Source organism: Micromonospora rhizosphaerae (genome assembly GCF_900091465.1).
GTDB classification, from domain to species: Bacteria; Actinomycetota; Actinomycetes; order Mycobacteriales; family Micromonosporaceae; genus Micromonospora; species Micromonospora rhizosphaerae.
In genome coordinates, this window is record NZ_FMHV01000002.1 from 3,720,689 (window position 1) to 3,737,100 (window position 16,412).

Here is a 16,412-nt window from a genome sequence, read left to right on the forward strand (position 1 = left end):
TCAGGGCGTGCCGATGGCGGCGAGGACGTCCAGCCGGGCGGCGCGGCGGGCGGGCAGCAGGCCGGCGAGCAGGCCGGCGGTGAGGGCGACGGCCACCACGATGAGCAGCCGCCCGGTCGGCACCGCCAGCACGGTCGGGACGTCCCGGCCCAGCGCGCGGACCATGGCGAGGGCGAAGCCGCCGCCCAGCGCGATCCCCAGGGCGCTGGCCAGCGCGGCGACGAGCACCGCCTCGGCCCGGATCATCCAGCCCAGCTGCCGGCGGGTCATCCCCACCGCCCGGAGCAGCCCGATCTCCGCGGTGCGCTCGGTGATCGACAGGGCCAGCGTGTTGGTGATGCCCAGCAGAGCGATCAGCACGGCCAGCATCAGCAGCACCGTCACCAGACCGAGCACCTGGTCGATCATCATGGTCCGGCCGGCGACCGCGGCGGCCTGGTCCCGCAGCTGCGCGGTCGGGGTGTCGGCCAGGGCGGCCCTGATCGCCCGCTCGGCGCCCGCGCGGTCGACCGAGTCGGCAGTCCTGATCAGGATGCTGGCGTCCACCTCCTCGCTGTACAGCCGGGCGAAGGTGTCCAGCGAGATGATGTAGTCGGTCGACAGCGCCCGCGCGTCCCCGTCGCGCAGCAGCCCGACGACGGGAAGCGGACGGGTGCCGGTGCGGGAGAACGTCATGGGCAGTTGGTCCCCGACGCCCAGGCCGCGGTCCCGGGCGACCTGCTCGGCCAGCACGACTCCTCCGCCGGTGAGCGCTGCCAGGCTGCCGGCGGTGAAGTGCAGGTTCGCCACCCGGGGCAGCGTCGCCGGGTCCACGGCGGTGAGGGCGCGGGTCGCGTCCCCGTCCCGCCAGTGGCCGTAGCGCAGCCGGGACGCGACCGCGACCTCGGGCAGTCGGCTGATCCGGTCGTAGACGGCGGGGGAGAGGCCGCCGAGCATCTCGTTGCGGGCGCTCTCCACGATGTGGTCGGCGGTGATCACCTCGGCGTAGGACTGCCGGACGGAGCTCTTGACCGAGGTGCCGAGGACGGCCATGAAGCTGATCAGGGCCAGCCCGAGGGCCAGCGCCAGGGCGGTCGCCGCGGTACGTCGCGGGGTGCGCGCGGCCGAATCGGTGGCCAGCCGTCCGGGCACCCCGGCCGCGGCCAGCGGCCGGCCGATGAGGCGTACCAGGGCGGGGGTGAGCGCCGGCCCGAGCAGCGCGAGACCGACGACGGCGGCCACGGCGGCAGCGCCGAGCAGCGGGACCGGAGCGTCCGCGGCGAGCACCGCCGCGATCGCGGCCAGGCCCGCTGCGGCAGCCAGCGCACCGGCGACGACCCGGACCCGTCCGGTGCGGGCGGCGGCCGCGCTGCGCAGCGCCGCGACCGGCGCCACCGCGGCCGCGCGCCGCGCCGGGCCGACCGCCGAGCCGACCGTGACCAGGACGCCGACGGCGAACGCCACCAGCACGGTGCGGGGGGTCAGCACCAGCCCGCCCTCGGGCAGCGGTACGCCGAACGCCCTGGCCAGGTCCCGGATGCCGGTGGCGGCGGCGACGCCGAGGCCCAGCCCGGCGGCCGAGGCGGTGAGCCCGACCAGCAGCGCCTCGCCGAGGACCGAGCGCAACACCTGCCCGGCCGTCGCACCGGCGGCCCGGAGCAGGGCGAGTTCCCGGGTCCGCTGGGTAATGACGATGGAGAACGTGTTGGCGATCAGGAACGCGCCGACCAGCAGGACGGCCGCCGCCAGGGCGAGCAGCACCAGCTGCAGCCAGCCCAGCTGGTCCCGCGCGGCCGCCGCGCCGGCGGCCGCGATGTCCCGGCTCGGCGCGACCTCGTAGCCGGGGCCGACGGCGGCGGTGATCCGGTCCCGCAGGTCCTCTGGGACCACGCCCGGCGCGGCGACGACCGCCACCTCGGAGACGTTGGAGCCGAGCCGGAGCAGGCGCTGCGCCGACGAGAGAGTGACCAGGGCGACCGTGCTGTTCGGCAGGCCGCCCCGGTCACCGAACCCGGCCAGTCCGACCACCCGCAGCCGGGCGGTGTCAGTCGCCCGGACGGTGACGATGTCGCCGAGCCCGATGCGCTGACTGCGGGCGGTGTCCTCGTCGATCACCACCTCGTCGTCGGCGACGGGCGGTCGGCCGCCGCGGACGGTGAACGCCCCCACCGGCGCGGGCACCCAGGAGGCCAGCAGGGACGCGCCGGTCGGCACGACCGGCCTGCCGGCCACCTCCAGCAGGCCCTGGCCGCGGACCAGCGGCCGGGCGGTGGCCACGCCGGGCACCGCGCCGACCCGGTCCGGGACGGCCGCCGGCAGCGGATCCCGGGCGACCTCGACGCCCATCGCGGAGTCGAAGGCGACGGCGTCCCGCACCGTCAGATCGACGCCGGCGGTCGCGGTGCGGAACTGGTCGTCCAGCAGCCGGCCGGAGGTGTCGGTGAGGACCAGGCCGCCGGTGGCGAAGGTGACGCCGAGGACGACCGCGAGCAGGGTGAGCGCCAGCCGGGCCCGGCGGGCGAGGGTGGTACGCAGAGTCAGGCGCCACATGTCAGTTCGCTCCGGTGGCTGCGGGCGCGGCCAGGCGCGCCATGCGGGACAGGATGGTGGGCACGGTCGGTGCGTCGAGTTCGCCGTCGATCCGGCCGTCGGCGAGGAACACCACCCGATCGGCGTACGCGGCGGCGTGCGGGTCGTGGGTGACCATCACGATGGTCTGTCCGAGTTCGTCGACGGCCCGCCGCAGGAAGCCGAGCAGCGCCTCGGCCGCCTGCGAGTCGAGGTTGCCGGTCGGCTCGTCGGCGAAGACGATCTCGGGACGGGTGACCAGGGCGCGGGCCACCGCGACCCGCTGCTGCTGTCCGCCGGAGAGTTCCCCTGGTCGGTGCCGTAACCGGTCCGTCAGACCGAGGGTGGCGACCAGGTGGGCCAGGCGCTCGGGGTCGGGACGGCGGCCGGCCAGGGTGAGCGGCAGGACGATGTTCTCCCGCGCGGTCAGGGTCGGCACCAGGTTGAAGGCCTGGAAGACGAAGCCGATCCGGTCCCGGCGCAGCAGGGTGCGCCGACGCTCGCTCAGCCGACCCAGGTCGGTGCCGCCGAGCAGGACCTCTCCGGAGTCGACGGGGTCGAGCCCGGCCAGCGCGTGCATCAGGGTCGACTTGCCGGAACCGGACGGCCCCATGATCGCGGTGAACCGGCCGGCCGGGATGGACACGGTGGCGCCGTCCAGGGCGCGGACGGCCGCGTCGCCGCGACCGTACGTCCGGACGACGTTGCGCGCCTGGGCGGCGGTGGTGGTGGCGGGTGCGGGCGCCGTGCTCGTGGTCATCAGGGATCTCCTGTCGGTGAAGCGGGGAGGGCGAATCAGCGGGCGCGGCGCGGCGGGGTGCGGGTCGCGCGAACGGTGGCGGCGTGCCGGTCGCGGCGCAGCCGGCGGACCAGCTCGGCGCGCTCCAGCTCGATCAGCTCGGCGGTGAGAAGGTGGTTCATGGCGACTCCTCGGTCAGGTCGGATCTGTGACACGAGGAGAGTCACCGGACGCGCTGTCCGGACGCTGGCCGTCCATCCGGCCGGTCCGGACAGCGGATGGACAGACCGCCGCCAGCGGCCGCGATCAGGCTGGCGGCATGGTGGAACGGAACGACCCGACGGCACGCGCTGCGGAATCGACGCAGGTGGTGATGGTGGCCCTGCCGCCCGGGATCTGCCGGCCGTGTGTACGCGCGATCAGCCGGCGGGTGAGTGACCTGCCCGGCGTGGTGTCGCTGGAATTCGACGCCGACGCCGGCCTGCTGCGGGTGGGCGGGGAGGTGGATCCGGCCGCACTGCGCCGGGCGGGCGTGGTGAGGTCAGTCGAGGGTGAGCTTCAACTTCGGCCGGGCGGCCAGCATCTCGCTGGTGACGTAGGCCAGGTCGATGGCCGGGTCGGTGAAGGTGATCGGGCTGGCCGACGTCATCGGGATGACGCCGGGTAACGGCAGCTCGGGCGTCAGCGTGATCTCGATGCCGAGAAGCCGGCCGCTGAAGTGGGTGGCGTAGAAGGCGAAGTCCCCCTGCACGGTCAACCGGTCGGTCGCGAAGCGCATGGTTTTACCCGCCGGTCCGGGCGAGCGGAGCAGGAAGTGGTCGATGACCGCGTGGTCAACGGTGAACTTCAACGCCTTCAGGGTGCCCTCGGTGACGGGCAGGTCGACGATGCCCTCGATGCGCAGCCCGGTTATGGTCATCGCCGAGCCGGTCAGCTTCGACGGGGTCGCCGCCACCACCGGCTGTCCCGGCTCGGCGGCGATCCACGGCAGTCGCTTCCGCACCCCCACACCGCCTGGACTCGGCGTCGGCTTCTGGGTGGTGCAGTCGGTGGCGGGAACCGTCGGCCGGGCGGTCGCCGCTTCGATCGACGGCGGCACGTCCGTTGCCGGGGCGCATGCCAGCGCCGGGTCAGGCGCCGCGAGTGCCACGGCGGCAGCGCAGCCGAGCAGCCCGAGCAGCCCGATCAGCATCGCGAAGAACCGGGGATCGCGCCGCCCGGGCCCCGGCGATGCCCCCTCCGGCCCGCCGGCTCGCCGGAGCATCCCGGGCCGACCGGTCTCCTCGTACCGGGCGGGCGCCGGCGGGGCCACGCGGGGCCGGATGCCGTCCCCGCCCGACATCAGCTCGTTGACGAGCGCCAGCTGCTCGCGATCGGCGCGCCAGCGGCGGTGTTGGGGCCCCGCAGGTCACGGCTCCCACCGGCCGTCGGCTCGCCACGCACCGTCTGGTCGTCGGCCGCCTCGTCCCGCGTCGTCTGGCCGTCGGCCGCCTCGTCCCGCATTGTCTGGTCCTCGGCCGCCTCGTCCCGCGTCGCCTGGTCGCGGGGCGAGTCGTCCCGCAGCGTCCCGCCGTCCGCCGACGAGCCACCAGGCCGGGCGGCCCGGTAAGCGCCCGGCACCCAGGCGAATGCCAGGGCACCGCCGACGGTGCCGAGCAGGAGACCGAGGAAGAAGCCGCCCAGGTTCACCGCGATCAGGGAGAAGAGCGCAGTTACCACGGTGACCACGGCGTAAAAGGTCCGATGTTGCGGGCTGAGCCACATCAGCAGCCCGGAGGTCACCAGGATGGCGGGGATCAACCAGGAGAGGAAGCCGGTCGGTCCCATCTGAAATGAGAGCCCACCGAGCGACACCTTGGCGGTGCCGAAGATCTCCAGGCCGGCCAGCGCAGTGAGCAGGCCGCCCCAGAACGGCCGTGCCCGCCGCCACCGGCGGAAGCCGCGCCATCCGTCGCGGAACCGGTTCGGCTGGGCGTGTTGCAGTTCGGCGGTTGTCACGTACGCCTCCTGCCGGGTGAGGGGTCGCGGGCCGGACGGGCCAGCGGCCCTCAGCGGCCCGAGGTGGTCAGCTCAGAAGCACTCCTTGGCGGCCGCGCCGGCGTTGACCTTCAGCCTCAGGCCGGTCAGGTTGAACGTCCCGGCGTGGGTCGAGCGGGCGACCTGGCGGAGGTTCCTGATGGTCACCGAGTCGGCCTGCTGGCCGAAGGCCTTCGGGTCGCCCTTGGCGCCGTCGGGACCGCCCTTCAGGGTGGACGCGTCCTGTCCGATGTTGATGTTCCCGAACGTGGTGTCACCCTCGAGCGACTCCACGTCGATCAACAGGTCACTCGCGGTGGCGGGCCTGCCATCGCCGCCTGCGGTGATGGTGAGCACGACGGGAGCCCCGGGCGCCTTCACCGACTGACAGAGGTCGAAGATCTGCGCGTCGCGAATACCGGTGACGGCCACTGGGTGCTTCGTGCCGTCGATTTCCTGGGCGGCGCCACCAAACTGGACAAAGCCCTTACCGCGCAACTCCGAGGCGGAGGTCTTGAACGTCTGGCCGGAGACGGCGAACGAGGCGGCGATTGCGCCGTTGGTCATGCCGAACAGGATCGCGCCGGCGACGGCTGCGGCCGGCATCATCATGGCGGCGAAGCGCCGCCACCGGGTACGACCCGGGCTGTCGAACCGATCCTGCACGATTCCTCCTCCGGCTGGACGTCGCGCGGGGTGGCCGGACGGACGTGAGGCCCCGCACCGGGCCTCGGAGGCTGTTACCGGCGGTAACGAAGTGCGGTGCTGTTGCACTCGTGCGGGGCGGGGGCACGAGAGCCTGTCCAACCCAAATATTAACAGGATGAGGACCCAGGGTGGCCGAGTTGTCACGGAACGTCAACAGCGGAGTGAGGCCAGGAACCCGCTTCTCCGCCGGTGCGCTGGTTTCGGGGGGCCGTCCGCCGCGAACCAGGCCGTAGCCAGGTTCCGACCGGGAAAGGGCGCTGGCCTGGCCCCGTCTCCGGGAGCCCGGCCAGCGGCCAGTTGGGGTCGGCGTCAGCTGGAGTAGCCGCGCTCGGCGACCCAGGTGGCGACCTTCTCGTCGCTCATCCAGTAATGGTTCGTCCGCCCGTACGGGTCGGCGATCTCCAGCGTGTCGCCACCGTCGCGGTACCCGACGATGCTCACGTAGTGCCCGCCGGGGAACGAGTGCCGCTTGCCGTCGACGTCCACCCCGGTGCCCATGGTGTTGGCCACGACGCCGCGCTTGGTGTCGATCGCCTCGACGACGTCAGCGCGCAGCTTGTCGACCTGTTCCGGCTGTGCCTCGGGACCGTTGATCTGGGTGGTCTCGTAGCCACCGCCGGTCACCTCATTGAGCACCCGGGTGGTGTCGTTGGCCGAGGCGGTGCCGGCCCGGGTGGTGCCCAGCTTGTTGGCGATCTCCTTCTGGCTGAGGACCTTGCCCTGGGTGGACAGCGCGATCCGGGTCGCGGCCGGGGCGCAGAAGTAGGAGTTCGGCTGCCGCTGGTAGGCGTGCTCCAGCACGCGCTCGCCCGGGGGCTCGGGTGGCGGGCCCACGTCCGGGTTGCTGTCGGCCGGCGCCCCCAGGTCCGGGTTGCTGTCGGCTGGCGCCCCCACGTCCGGGTTGCTGTCGGCCGGCGCTTCCACGTCCGGGTTGTCGACCCGGGCGGCGTCGGCGGCCGTCTCCAGGCCGGCGACGGTGCCACCGACGACCATCAGACCAGCGACGGACAGAACACTCTTACGGTAAATCGAGTTCATCGTGAAGCTCCTCGGGGTTGGCGCCTCCAAGGGATCGAAGGCGCACGTACCGCGGGGAAGAGAGCGCGCCCGCGGTACGCCGTTGGTGCCTCGGACACTCCCGGCTTCTCCGGACTCTCGACCGGCCTGCCGGGCTCTCGACCACCGATTACCCGACCCAGGTCCGTGAAAACGCTGCGAACTTCGCCGAGTAGTGGGAGAATCAGCGCCGCCAACGGCGGCCGGAAACGGAGTCGCGGCCCTGGGCGCGGCAGCCAGCGCCTCGCGTAGCCGGCCCAGCTTCTTGACGTCGACGTGGACCGGCTCGCCGGGCCGGGCGCGTTTGTAGCGGCGTACGACGCGGCCGCTGGGGCGGTCCAGCCACGCGAGGGGATGCAGGCAGGTCGGGGGTGAACGAGGCGGCCGATGATGGCCCGGCCGACCACGTTGGCGGCCTCGACGCCCGCCTGACCGGCCCACGCTGACCCACACCGGCCACCACCGGGCTGGATGCGGAAGCCCTCAGGTTGGATGAACGGAGACGGGTGGAGACGAGGGAGACGCTCGGCCGGTAAGCCCAGCCGAGCGTCTCGATCAGCTCGTCCTTCTGTCAGCCGGCTTTGGTGTGCGGGTCAGATCCGACGGGCGGTGCGGAACCGGTCCGGCCAGTAGCCGACACCGTCCAGGAGGGGCTCGCCGGAGAGGTCGCCCATGGTCGGACCGTCCGTCTGGGACCGGCTGGAGATGAACCGGTGGTGCCCGCCGTCGTCGAGGCCGAGGTAGATGCCGGAGTGGTCGATCTGCCCGGTGGGGATCGGCTGGGCGTTGAAGAACACCAGGTCGCCGGGGAGCAGGCGGTCGATGCCGCGGGCCCGCTGGCCGGTATTGGGCATCAACTGGACGCCTGGACCGAATTCGGCCATGGCATAGGCTCTACGCGGAAGACCCTCACCCGGGGTGTTCGTGCCGCGCAGCGGATACCCGAGCCGGTGTCCGTAGACCATCCGTAGGAAACCGGAGCAATCCAGGGCCAGGGCGCGGGCCGGGTCGGGCGCGCCAATCTTGCCGTCGAGGAACGTCCACCCCATACCCAGGTAGTCGTAGAAGTCGGACCGCTCGGCGCGGCCCTCGGGATCCGCAGGGTCGGGCGGCCCGAACGATGCGTCACCCGAATACTGCTGTCCTTGGTTGTCCTTCTTCACCGGGGCCCCGTCGACGTATTCAAACGCGATCGCCAACACGTCCGGTGAGCGGTCCTTGCGGGCCGCGGCGAGCCAGTCGATGAACCACGTCTCCTGTTCGGCACCGGCATGCCAGGCCTGCGGCGCGAGCCGAACCCACATCTTGGTCTCGATCTTCGCGTCGGTGAAGCGTGGTTCCTCGAACGTCCGGGGCGGGCCGTAGATGTGCGCGGTTCGCGCACCGTCGGTCATGACCGCGACAGGTTCGCCGGAAGAGTCGATGATCTCGGTGCGGTCTGGGTCCTTCGACCGCTGATAGGTGTAGCCCGCAGCACCGCGTGCCGGGCCACCGTCCGCCTTCGCCCCGCCGAGGGTGAGCACCGGTTGGTCCGCCGGCGACGGTCGCGCCACGACATAGGTGGTCGTGCTTGCGCCGACCAGCAGGGCGAGCACGGCGATGGTCAGCAGGACGCCTCGTCTGCGGAGGTACGTCCGGTACTTCATGCCTGCTTCTCCTTCCGCGACTCCGTTCTCGGCGATCGGTCAGGTAACTGGCACGAAACCGGCGACGACGCCGCTGTAGGCGACACCGAACGTGATCGCGGTCACAACAAAGGTCGCCAGGACGGTGGCCCTGGGCGGCTGACGCACGAGTTGGTACGCGATCAGTCCAGGGATGACGAAGCCCAGGGTCTGGTGGGCGAACAGGAGCGGGAGGTCCTGCTGAACGATGACGAACAGGGTCAGCTGCAGGAGAACGCTGAGCAGCACGATCGCCGCGAACAGCCGCTTTCCGTAGAGGATGACCACCCGTTGGATCAGCAGGGTGAGCAGATAGGTCAGGGCGGTCATCCCGACGATGATCACGGCCTGCAGCTGGTCCTGGATGAGTGTCAGTGCGATCCACCCGGGAGTGATCATTCCGCCGGGCGAGAGGTTGGTGGTCAGGTAGCACAGCAGCGCGAACACGAGTCCGATGCCGAGGCTCGCGGTGGCCAGCTGGGCGCTGAGTTCTCCGCCGAAAGTCATCATCGGATCCTTTCTCCGGTCTGCGTACGAAGCATGGAGGCGGATTCGGAGCCGTCCTCGCAGGTCCAGCTCGGCAATGTTGCTAGCTCATGGAGCAACACCTCACCCTGCCCGTGGATGTTTCCAACAGCGACGATCGAGGAGTCGTCCGGCGCTGCTGCCGTCACACCTGCCAGCAGGCGCTCCGGAACGAGTTTGCCGCCGAGGTCGACCACCCGGTCCTGCAGGTCCGCCGGCACGCTGGTGCGCGCGCTCTTGGTCGGCTCACCAATCAGGACGAGGCTGTCCGGTTGCACCCGCGCGCTCAGCTCGCCCATCTGACGGTTGCGTTCCACCCGGTCCGGCCGGCAATTGATCACCATGGTCAGCGGACGCGTGATCAGCTGTTGATCCTCCAGTTGCTTGATGTTCATGATGGTCGACTCGGGATCGTTGGCGGCGAAGACGTTGGCAAACCGGAGCCGCTTGGTGCCATGCAGCACCCGGGCCACGGAGAGCACACCGGGATCGGGTGGTGCCTCCCACATGCCCTTGAGGGCGCTGTGCCGGTCGACACCCAGCTGCTCGGCAACGGCCAGCGCGATGGCGACGTTCTCCTTGAAGGTGATCCAGCCGAATCCGTCCATCTCACGGTCGCTCACCGACTCGGGATCGACCGGGATCAGTTCGCAGTCACGCCGTTCGGCTTCCTCCTGCAGGATTGCCAGCCGGTCCCGTTCGGCGGTGATACAGACGCCGCCCTCCGGCATGGATCGGCTCAGGGACCGCGCGACATCGTCCAAGGTGGGCCCCATCTCAGCGAGATGGTCCTCGCGTACGTTGCTCAGCACGCCGATGTTGGATCGGATCAGCTTGCTCTGATTGCACTCCTGCAGCGCCGGCATCACCGCCATGCACTCCATGACCAAGACGTCGGGGTGGTACATGGCGGCCCGCCGCACGATGCCGATCTGCTCGACCACGTTGGCGATGCCGAACTTGCGGTAGACCGGCTCTTCGCTGGCGTCCGGGAAGATGAACCGGGCGGCGGTGCCGGTGGTCTTGCCCACCACGACCTTGCCGCCACCCCGCAGCGCACCGGCGCAGAGCCGGGTGATCGAGCTTTTGCCCCGGATGCCGTTGACCAATACGCCGTTCGGGATCTTGTCCAGGTTGCGATAGTGGTTGCGCTGCTCGACGACCCCGCCGACGAGCAGAGCCAGGCAGCACAGGACGAAGACGATGTAGAGGTATGCCACGTCAATCCCTCTCGTCTCGATCGGCGGGGTAGTGATCAGCTCGATCGTCAGGCGACGGCGCGGCCCGATCAGCATCAGCTTGCGCGACCTCGGGAAGCACGACGGTGCAGTCGTCCTCCTTACCGCGCAGCCGGATCGCACCCCCCAGGCGGCTGGAGCCGGTGTGCCGCACCTGGCGGCAGATCTCCAGACACATGGCCAACGCGCCGATGTCGTCGTGCCGTTGCGGCGGGATCGGCACCTCGACCGAGCCGTCGCTGATCCTGTCGGCCTCGCCGGCGAGCCGCCGCAGTGGCCGCGCGAATATGAAGTACTGCCACACCTGACTGAGCAGCACGACGCCTGCTGCAGCACCGGCGACCAGCAGCGTCCAACGCCGCCCGTCGCTTTCCGGCAACCGCAGCCCGGCCAGGTCCTGCTCCACCACGAGGGACCATTTCAACGGCGCAACGGTGTTGGGCTTGTTCACGCCGGCGGCGGCGATCAGAACCGGACGCCCGTCAGGCGCCTGCGCCAGCCCGACCGTGCCGCCCTTCAGCGCCTCACCGGCGGCCTTACGTGCGTTACCCCCCAACTCCTGGAAGGCCCGGAAGCCCTCCGAGTCGAAGACCGTGCGCAGATTCTCGTCGACGACTCGCACCTGCCCGTCCACCTCGCGCAGCATGTTCAGCAGGTAGTCGATGTTGAACTCGCCGACCACCGCGACGCCGTTGGCGGCGACCCGGAAGGCATAGACCACCGGGACGCGTGCGGTCTGGTTGTCCAGATCGATGCCGGCCTCGCCCCGCAGCGACTCGTTCCGGAGCGGCTCACGTCCGGCGGAGCTGACCACCGACCCGCTCGGGTCCATCACGTACAGGCCGCGGAAGCGCTGTTTGTCGGCCAGCTCATGCTCGAGAAGCGGGGTCATCTGGGCCGGATCACCGGCCTCGGCCGCCTGGGAGAGGCGGGACACGGTCGCAAGACCGTTGTTCAGCGCCTTGCCCATCAGAGTGCTCGCCGCCTCGGCCCGGCTCTCCTCGTCCCGGACAAGCTGGTCGGGTATCGACGGCTGAGGTTCACGGAGCGTGACAGCCGCGGCTGCTGCCGGCCAGAGCAGAGCCAGCACGGTGGCTACGACCAGGCCCTGCGTCACGGTCGGCCGCCACCGCCACCGCCTGCCCCGGGCATTCGAGGGTTCGCCGGACGTGAGGGTCAGCGCCCGGGCGATGCGGTGCGCCTCCGCGACACGCAGCGGGTGCCGCTTGCCCGAGACCTCGCCACAGGCGTTGGCCTTGGCCTGCTTCAGCAACGACCGGACGGGGCGGACCAGCGCTACCCGCATCAGCAGGAAGCTCGGCACCGCCATCGCCAGCAGGGTCAGGCCGAGCAGGACACCGTGCGTGGTGGAGGTGCCGCCCGCCTCGTCCGCCACGATCAAGGTGGCCACCGTGGCCCCGGTCTCCCCCACCGGAGCGGAGGAGACGACCAGCTGCTTGTTCGACCACTCAGTCACCCTGATCGGGTGGCCCTCGATGGACTTGGACTGTGCCAGACCGCGGAAGACCACCGGCAGATGAACCTCGGGGACGGCGCTGACCCCCTGCATCAGGGTGCTCTTGCCATCGGGTGTAAGCAGGAAGACCCCCTGTCGGGCGTCGGGGCTCAGTCGTACCTCGTCGATGTCGAGCGGTTGCATCGCCAGCAGGGTCCGCGTGCCGTCCAGCCCGATACTGTGAACCAGCGCCGGGCCCTCGGGGGTGGTGATCGTGAACGTTTCGTTGACCGGCAGCGCTGGCGGCAGCAGCTCGAAGGGCAACCCCGGGCCGTACGTCGCCAGCGGGCGGCGAGAGGCGGTCTCCACGACCGCGGCCCGGTTCCAGGTCGTCCCGTCCCCCACCACCTGTTTGGAAAGCTCGGCGTCCGGCATCGACGGGGGCCGGGAGGCGACCCGCTGATCGAGGTCCTCAACGGAGTGATTGATGGTCAGTCGCATGGAGGAGGCGACCTTCGACACGTTGTCCCGCTGCGAATCGACCACGGCCGGAGGCACCGCCCGTTCATGGCTGATCGCGAACCCCAGCACGATCGCCGCCACCAGGAACATCGTCGCCCAGAGATACACCAGCGACGGGACGCCCGAGCCCGCGGGAAACCCGGCGGCCGGCAACTGCTGGTCAAGCGCCCGTCGCCGCCAGGCGACCACCTGCTCTGGGGGCAGTGTCTCGGCCGACCTCGCGGCTACCGGAGCGCGTCCGCGAAACCCCCCCTGATCGGTCCGCCGGTCCGGCGCAGGCTGGTCCCCTCTGCTCTTTCTCTGCATGCCGACCTCTTCCCTTCCGCAAACATCGGAAGTTGCACGGTCATCCCGATCATCGAACTGGGCGGGGTGAAGAAACCTCACCCCGCCAAGATGAACCCGAGCGTGCTGCGGACCTTCCGCCAGACTCGCCTCGGGCCTAGGGGCCGGTATGGCTCGATCATGGAACTCGGCGGGGTGAGAGAACCTCACCCCGTCGAGATGAACCCGGCAAAGAGCCGTGTCAACGCGTCACCCGTAGCCCCGCCTTGAGGGCGCCCAGGCCGTCGAGGTTGCCGGTGATCCGGTCCTCGGCCGCGGTATAGGGGCCGCGGCGGCGGTCGCCGGCGGGCAGGTGCTCGAGGGTGCGGGCGAGGTCGACCACGCGGATGGTGGGTTTGAGGGAGAGCCAGATGGGGATGGCCTCGGCGCGGGTGACGACCCACCGCCGGTTCGGCTGCTCGGTGAACGTGAACTTGGCGAGGACTCCCGCCCGGTTGGCGTCGTTGGGAAAGTCGTGCCGAGCCAGGGTGTTTCCGACCCCGTACGCGATCCATTTGTCGCCGACGCGCTCAAAGGGCTGTACGACGTGGGCGTGGTGGCCGATGATCAGGTCGATGTTCGGATCGGCGATGAGCTGTCTGGCCCAGGACAGCTGGTCGCCGTCGGGGCTGTGCATCTTTTCCGTGCCCCAGTGGACGGAGAGCACGATGATCTGCGCGCCGGCCTTGCGGGTGGTGGCGGCGGCGGCGCGGATCGCGGCGATGTCGATGCGGTTGGCCAGCCACGCCTTGCCGGCTGGCGGTTGCAGGTCATTGAAGTCCTTCGACCAGGACAGGTGACCGATCTTGACGCCGTTGACCTGGTAGATCGTCGGGGTGTCGTGTTCCCCCGGGCTGCGGAAGGTGCCGGTGTGGCGCAGACCGGCAGCGTCGAGGGAGTTGAGATTGTCGTACACCCCTTGCTCGCCCTGATCCAAGGAGTGGTTGCTCGCCGTGGAGCAGGTGTCGTAGCCGGCGGTCTTGACCGCGGCGGCCAGATCGGTAGGGGCCTTGAAGCGCGGAAAATCCTTGGGCTCGCCGGGCCCCATCGGGGCCTCCATGTGACAGACGGACAGGTCCGCCGATTCGACCGCCGGACGGATCGAGGCGAACATCGGGTCGAAGTCGTAGCCGGGGCGCCCCGCCGCCTCGGCATCGGCCCGTGCCTGCCGCCAGGTGGGCGGGTGCACCAGGATGTCCCCGGAGCCGAGGATGCTGACGTGGCGCGGCGCGTCCGCCGCCGGTCGCGCAGCAGCCGCCGAGGGTTGCGGCGAAAGCCGCTCGCCAAGGACGTCGCTGGGCAGCGCCCACACGCCGGCCGGGGCAACCACCAGCGCGGTGACGAGCACGGCGCGGATCGGGAATGCACGCATCGCGGGTGGCCTCCTCCGTAGGTCGACGGCACGGCGCGGCCGCTTTCGTGGTGAGGTGCTAACCCCCGGCCGCGGCACCGTCCCTGCGCGGGTCCGCCGCGCCGAGGAGCTGATTCCCTCGAACCTCGATCGCGGTCGAACCGCTGTTCAGCGCGATGACCCTGGGGCAAGGGTGCTCGCGTCCGACGAGGGTGGTCAGGCGCACTGCGGCGCGCCTGCCTGCTTCGAGCTCGGAGGGCGCTCCACGCTTTCCGTCACACTTGCGGGTGAGGTCCTGCCCGCTGAAATGGCCCTGGTTGATCGCCTGGGCCGGGCTCATGCCGTCGACGAGCACCCCGGTCAGTGTTTGGACCACATAGTCAGGGATGTGCGAGCCACCCGCAGCGCCGACCACGAGCTTCAACTTCTTCCCCTCGCCGTCCAGCACGATCGTCGGTGCCATCGCGGCCGTGGGTCGCTTCTTCGGCTCCATGACGTTCACGGGCTTGCCGGGTGAGACCGACAAGGTGTCGGTGAAGTTGTTCATCGCGTTGTTGAGAATCATCCCCTGCGCCTCGAGGTGCGACCCGAAGTGGCTGTTGTTGGTCGTGGTCATGGACGCGGCGTTGCCGTCAGCATCGACGATGCTCACGTTGCTCGTCGGATCGCCGACGTCCACTGTGGCGGGTTCCTCGCTGGGAGCGGGTGTGGGGGTGGGCGCCCCCGGAGGGATGCCTGGTTCGATCGGCTGGATCGCTCGCTTTGTGGAGAAGAGGGAGAAGCGCTGGTCGAGATAGTGGCGGTCGAGCAGCCCCTCCACCGGCACGCCATGGTAATCCGGGTCACCCACGTAGGCGCGGCGGTCGAGGTTTGCCAGGCGGCTGGCCTCGATCGAGAGGTGGAGGCGGTCGTCCGAGTTGGGGTCCGTCTTCCCCACCTGGCCGCGTTCGAGCAGGCCGAGCATTTCCAGGACCGCGACCCCTCCGAAAGCCGGCGGCGGCGAGGTGCACACCTGCACGTCGAATGCCTTCCGGCAGACCTCCGTGCGCTCCACCGGTTCGTAGTCGGCGAAGTCCTGCGGCGTCATGAGGCTTGGAATGACCGGCGGCCCCGCGGTGTTCCCTTTGAGCTTGATCGGGCCCTTGGCCGCGTGTTGCACGATTGCCGGGGCGATCTTGCCGTTCGGATCGTAGAACGCGTCCGCGCCCCGGTCCCGAACCTCCCGCAGTACGTCCGCGATCTCACGGTTGTAGAGCTTCGTCCCCACCGGCTTCGGCTCGTCGCCGTTGCAGTAACGGGGGCGCAGGTCGGGGTAGTTGCACCGCTTCCGCCCGTTGAAGCGCTCCTTGAAACCGTCGTGCAGGTTGGGGGACATTGGAAAACCATCCGCGGCCAGCCGGATGGCGTCGTCGAAGAGCTGATCCCACGGGAGAGTGCCATACACGCTGTGCACATCCGAGAGCACTCGCAGGGTGCCGGGAACCCCGAATGCCCGTCCCGTGGCCGAGGCCGACTCCGGGAAGCGATCCGTCCGGAGTGCCTTGCGCTCCTGCTCCGTGGGCGTCCTGAGATTCTCGGTCACGCTCATCGGGGCTCTGGAGTAGCCGTCGAAGAATCGGAGCTGCTGCTTATCAGGATCCCAGTAGTTGATGAGTGTGCCACCAGTCAGCCCGGAGGCGTGTGGCTCCACAACAGCGAGGACGGCCTGGACGGCCACCGCCGCATCCGCAGCTCTGCCACCCTTGGCAAGAATCCGACAACCGGCCTCCACCGCGAGAGGATGGGCGGCCGCAACCATGAACTTCTTAGCGACCGCATCTTGCTCCCGACCGCTCTTACCCCGAGGAACCGTGCAGGCATCGGAAGGCGGAGCTACCGTGTTCTTTTCGCGCGGCGCTGTCGGGGCGGGCAGCAAACCGATCACCACCAGGGCGGGAATCATGTAGCGAAGCCTGCGTGCGGACATACGAAGACCTCTCGAAATAAGGCAACGGGGCGCCAAGCTGGACGTAGAAGAGCTCTTCGGCAAAAACTATCCACCTGTTGCCGTGATTTTCCTCGTACGCATCAGACCCCCTCTTCTAACCGCTGTCGGGCCACCGGCCCCCGTGTGGCGGTTAGCAAATCGGTTTCAGGCGTGCGTATTCGTCGGCTCATCGCGTCGAGGCAAGAGCTGACACCGGTATCATCGTTCGGGGCTGTACGACGTCGCAGGACATCGCGAGAAGTCGTGGCTGCCGAGACGAATGTGTCGCAGGTGAGAGCC

12 protein-coding genes and 3 pseudogenes are annotated in these 16,412 nt (G+C 70.1%); 1 reads left to right on the top strand and 14 read right to left on the bottom strand.

The window, feature by feature from the left end; translation table 11 throughout:
- The 3 genes from GA0070624_RS17540 to GA0070624_RS36440 are packed head-to-tail and all read right to left on the bottom strand — an operon-like array spanning position 1 to position 3,468.
- A complete protein-coding gene (locus GA0070624_RS17540) occupies positions 1-2,529 on the bottom strand; it encodes an FtsX-like permease family protein (protein ID WP_091342478.1) in 2,529 nt (842 codons plus the stop codon).
- Between the two features lies 1 nt (position 2,530).
- Positions 2,531-3,307, bottom strand: coding sequence for an ABC transporter ATP-binding protein (locus GA0070624_RS17545; protein WP_091342481.1), 777 nt, complete (start codon positions 3,305-3,307; stop codon positions 2,531-2,533).
- A gap of 35 nt (positions 3,308-3,342) precedes the next feature.
- Positions 3,343-3,468, bottom strand: a complete 126-nt coding sequence (locus tag GA0070624_RS36440) for a hypothetical protein (protein ID WP_281180986.1) — start codon at positions 3,466-3,468, stop codon at positions 3,343-3,345.
- A gap of 191 nt (positions 3,469-3,659) precedes the next feature.
- Here GA0070624_RS36440 and GA0070624_RS36870 point away from each other — a divergent pair.
- A pseudogene (locus tag GA0070624_RS36870) lies at positions 3,660-3,800 on the top strand (heavy-metal-associated domain-containing protein); the annotation flags it as partial.
- Between the two features lie 27 nt (positions 3,801-3,827).
- Here the strand turns inward: GA0070624_RS36870 and GA0070624_RS35805 are convergent.
- The 11 genes and pseudogenes from GA0070624_RS35805 to GA0070624_RS17595 form a co-directional block, all read right to left on the bottom strand.
- Complete coding sequence (locus GA0070624_RS35805; RefSeq protein ID WP_245718848.1) at positions 3,828-4,628, bottom strand: hypothetical protein; 801 nt, start codon at positions 4,626-4,628, stop codon at positions 3,828-3,830.
- Between the two features lie 227 nt (positions 4,629-4,855).
- Positions 4,856-5,284: pseudogene (locus GA0070624_RS35810) on the bottom strand (DUF6114 domain-containing protein); the annotation flags it as partial.
- A gap of 72 nt (positions 5,285-5,356) precedes the next feature.
- Positions 5,357-5,968: a DUF6230 family protein gene (locus GA0070624_RS17560; protein ID WP_091342484.1), complete on the bottom strand. Its 612-nt coding sequence runs from the start codon at positions 5,966-5,968 to the stop codon at positions 5,357-5,359.
- A 351-nt stretch (positions 5,969-6,319) separates the two neighbouring features.
- Positions 6,320-7,048: a C39 family peptidase gene (locus tag GA0070624_RS17565; RefSeq protein WP_091342486.1), complete on the bottom strand. Its 729-nt coding sequence runs from the start codon at positions 7,046-7,048 to the stop codon at positions 6,320-6,322.
- A gap of 214 nt (positions 7,049-7,262) precedes the next feature.
- Positions 7,263-7,426 (bottom strand): annotated as a pseudogene (locus tag GA0070624_RS36875) (IS481 family transposase); the annotation flags it as partial.
- A gap of 233 nt (positions 7,427-7,659) precedes the next feature.
- Positions 7,660-8,712: a C40 family peptidase gene (locus tag GA0070624_RS17570; RefSeq protein WP_091342488.1), complete on the bottom strand. Its 1,053-nt coding sequence runs from the start codon at positions 8,710-8,712 to the stop codon at positions 7,660-7,662.
- Positions 8,713-8,751: 39 nt separating this feature from the next.
- Positions 8,752-9,237 carry a poly-gamma-glutamate biosynthesis protein PgsC/CapC gene (locus tag GA0070624_RS17575; protein ID WP_091342490.1) on the bottom strand — a complete coding sequence of 162 codons (486 nt, stop codon included), beginning with the start codon at positions 9,235-9,237 and terminating at the stop codon, positions 8,752-8,754.
- On the bottom strand, positions 9,237-10,550 hold the full coding sequence (pgsB, locus tag GA0070624_RS17580) for a poly-gamma-glutamate synthase PgsB (RefSeq protein WP_245718850.1): 1,314 nt from the start codon (positions 10,548-10,550) through the stop codon (positions 9,237-9,239). The genes GA0070624_RS17575 and pgsB overlap by 1 nt, the downstream gene beginning before the upstream one ends.
- Entirely contained in the window at positions 10,477-12,660 is a 2,184-nt protein-coding gene (locus tag GA0070624_RS17585) for a HAMP domain-containing protein (protein ID WP_245718851.1), read from the bottom strand. Before GA0070624_RS17585 ends, pgsB begins: the two co-directional genes overlap by 74 nt.
- Positions 12,661-12,997: 337 nt before the next feature.
- Positions 12,998-14,167 (bottom strand): CapA family protein, encoded by a 1,170-nt coding sequence (locus GA0070624_RS17590; protein WP_091342492.1) that lies wholly within the window; start codon positions 14,165-14,167, stop codon positions 12,998-13,000.
- A gap of 58 nt (positions 14,168-14,225) precedes the next feature.
- Positions 14,226-16,088: a gamma-glutamyltransferase family protein gene (locus GA0070624_RS17595; protein WP_176731748.1), complete on the bottom strand. Its 1,863-nt coding sequence runs from the start codon at positions 16,086-16,088 to the stop codon at positions 14,226-14,228.
- Positions 16,089-16,412 lie beyond the last annotated feature (324 nt).

Excerpts from the sequence above, each read along its gene's own strand:
- GA0070624_RS17570 (WP_091342488.1), bottom strand. The coding sequence starts at position 8,712 with ATGAAGTACCGGACGTACCTCCGCAGACGAGGCGTCCTGCTGACCATC.
- GA0070624_RS35805 (WP_245718848.1), bottom strand. The coding sequence starts at position 4,628 with ATGTCGGGCGGGGACGGCATCCGGCCCCGCGTGGCCCCGCCGGCGCCC.
- GA0070624_RS17545 (WP_091342481.1), bottom strand. The coding sequence starts at position 3,307 with ATGACCACGAGCACGGCGCCCGCACCCGCCACCACCACCGCCGCCCAG.
- GA0070624_RS17575 (WP_091342490.1), bottom strand. The coding sequence starts at position 9,237 with ATGACTTTCGGCGGAGAACTCAGCGCCCAGCTGGCCACCGCGAGCCTC.
- pgsB (WP_245718850.1), bottom strand. The coding sequence starts at position 10,550 with ATGCTGATCGGGCCGCGCCGTCGCCTGACGATCGAGCTGATCACTACC.
- GA0070624_RS17565 (WP_091342486.1), bottom strand. The coding sequence starts at position 7,048 with ATGAACTCGATTTACCGTAAGAGTGTTCTGTCCGTCGCTGGTCTGATG.
- GA0070624_RS17595 (WP_176731748.1), bottom strand. The coding sequence starts at position 16,088 with ATGATTCCCGCCCTGGTGGTGATCGGTTTGCTGCCCGCCCCGACAGCG.
- GA0070624_RS17590 (WP_091342492.1), bottom strand. The coding sequence starts at position 14,167 with ATGCGTGCATTCCCGATCCGCGCCGTGCTCGTCACCGCGCTGGTGGTT.
- GA0070624_RS36440 (WP_281180986.1), bottom strand. The coding sequence starts at position 3,468 with ATGAACCACCTTCTCACCGCCGAGCTGATCGAGCTGGAGCGCGCCGAG.
- GA0070624_RS17540 (WP_091342478.1), bottom strand. The coding sequence starts at position 2,529 with ATGTGGCGCCTGACTCTGCGTACCACCCTCGCCCGCCGGGCCCGGCTG.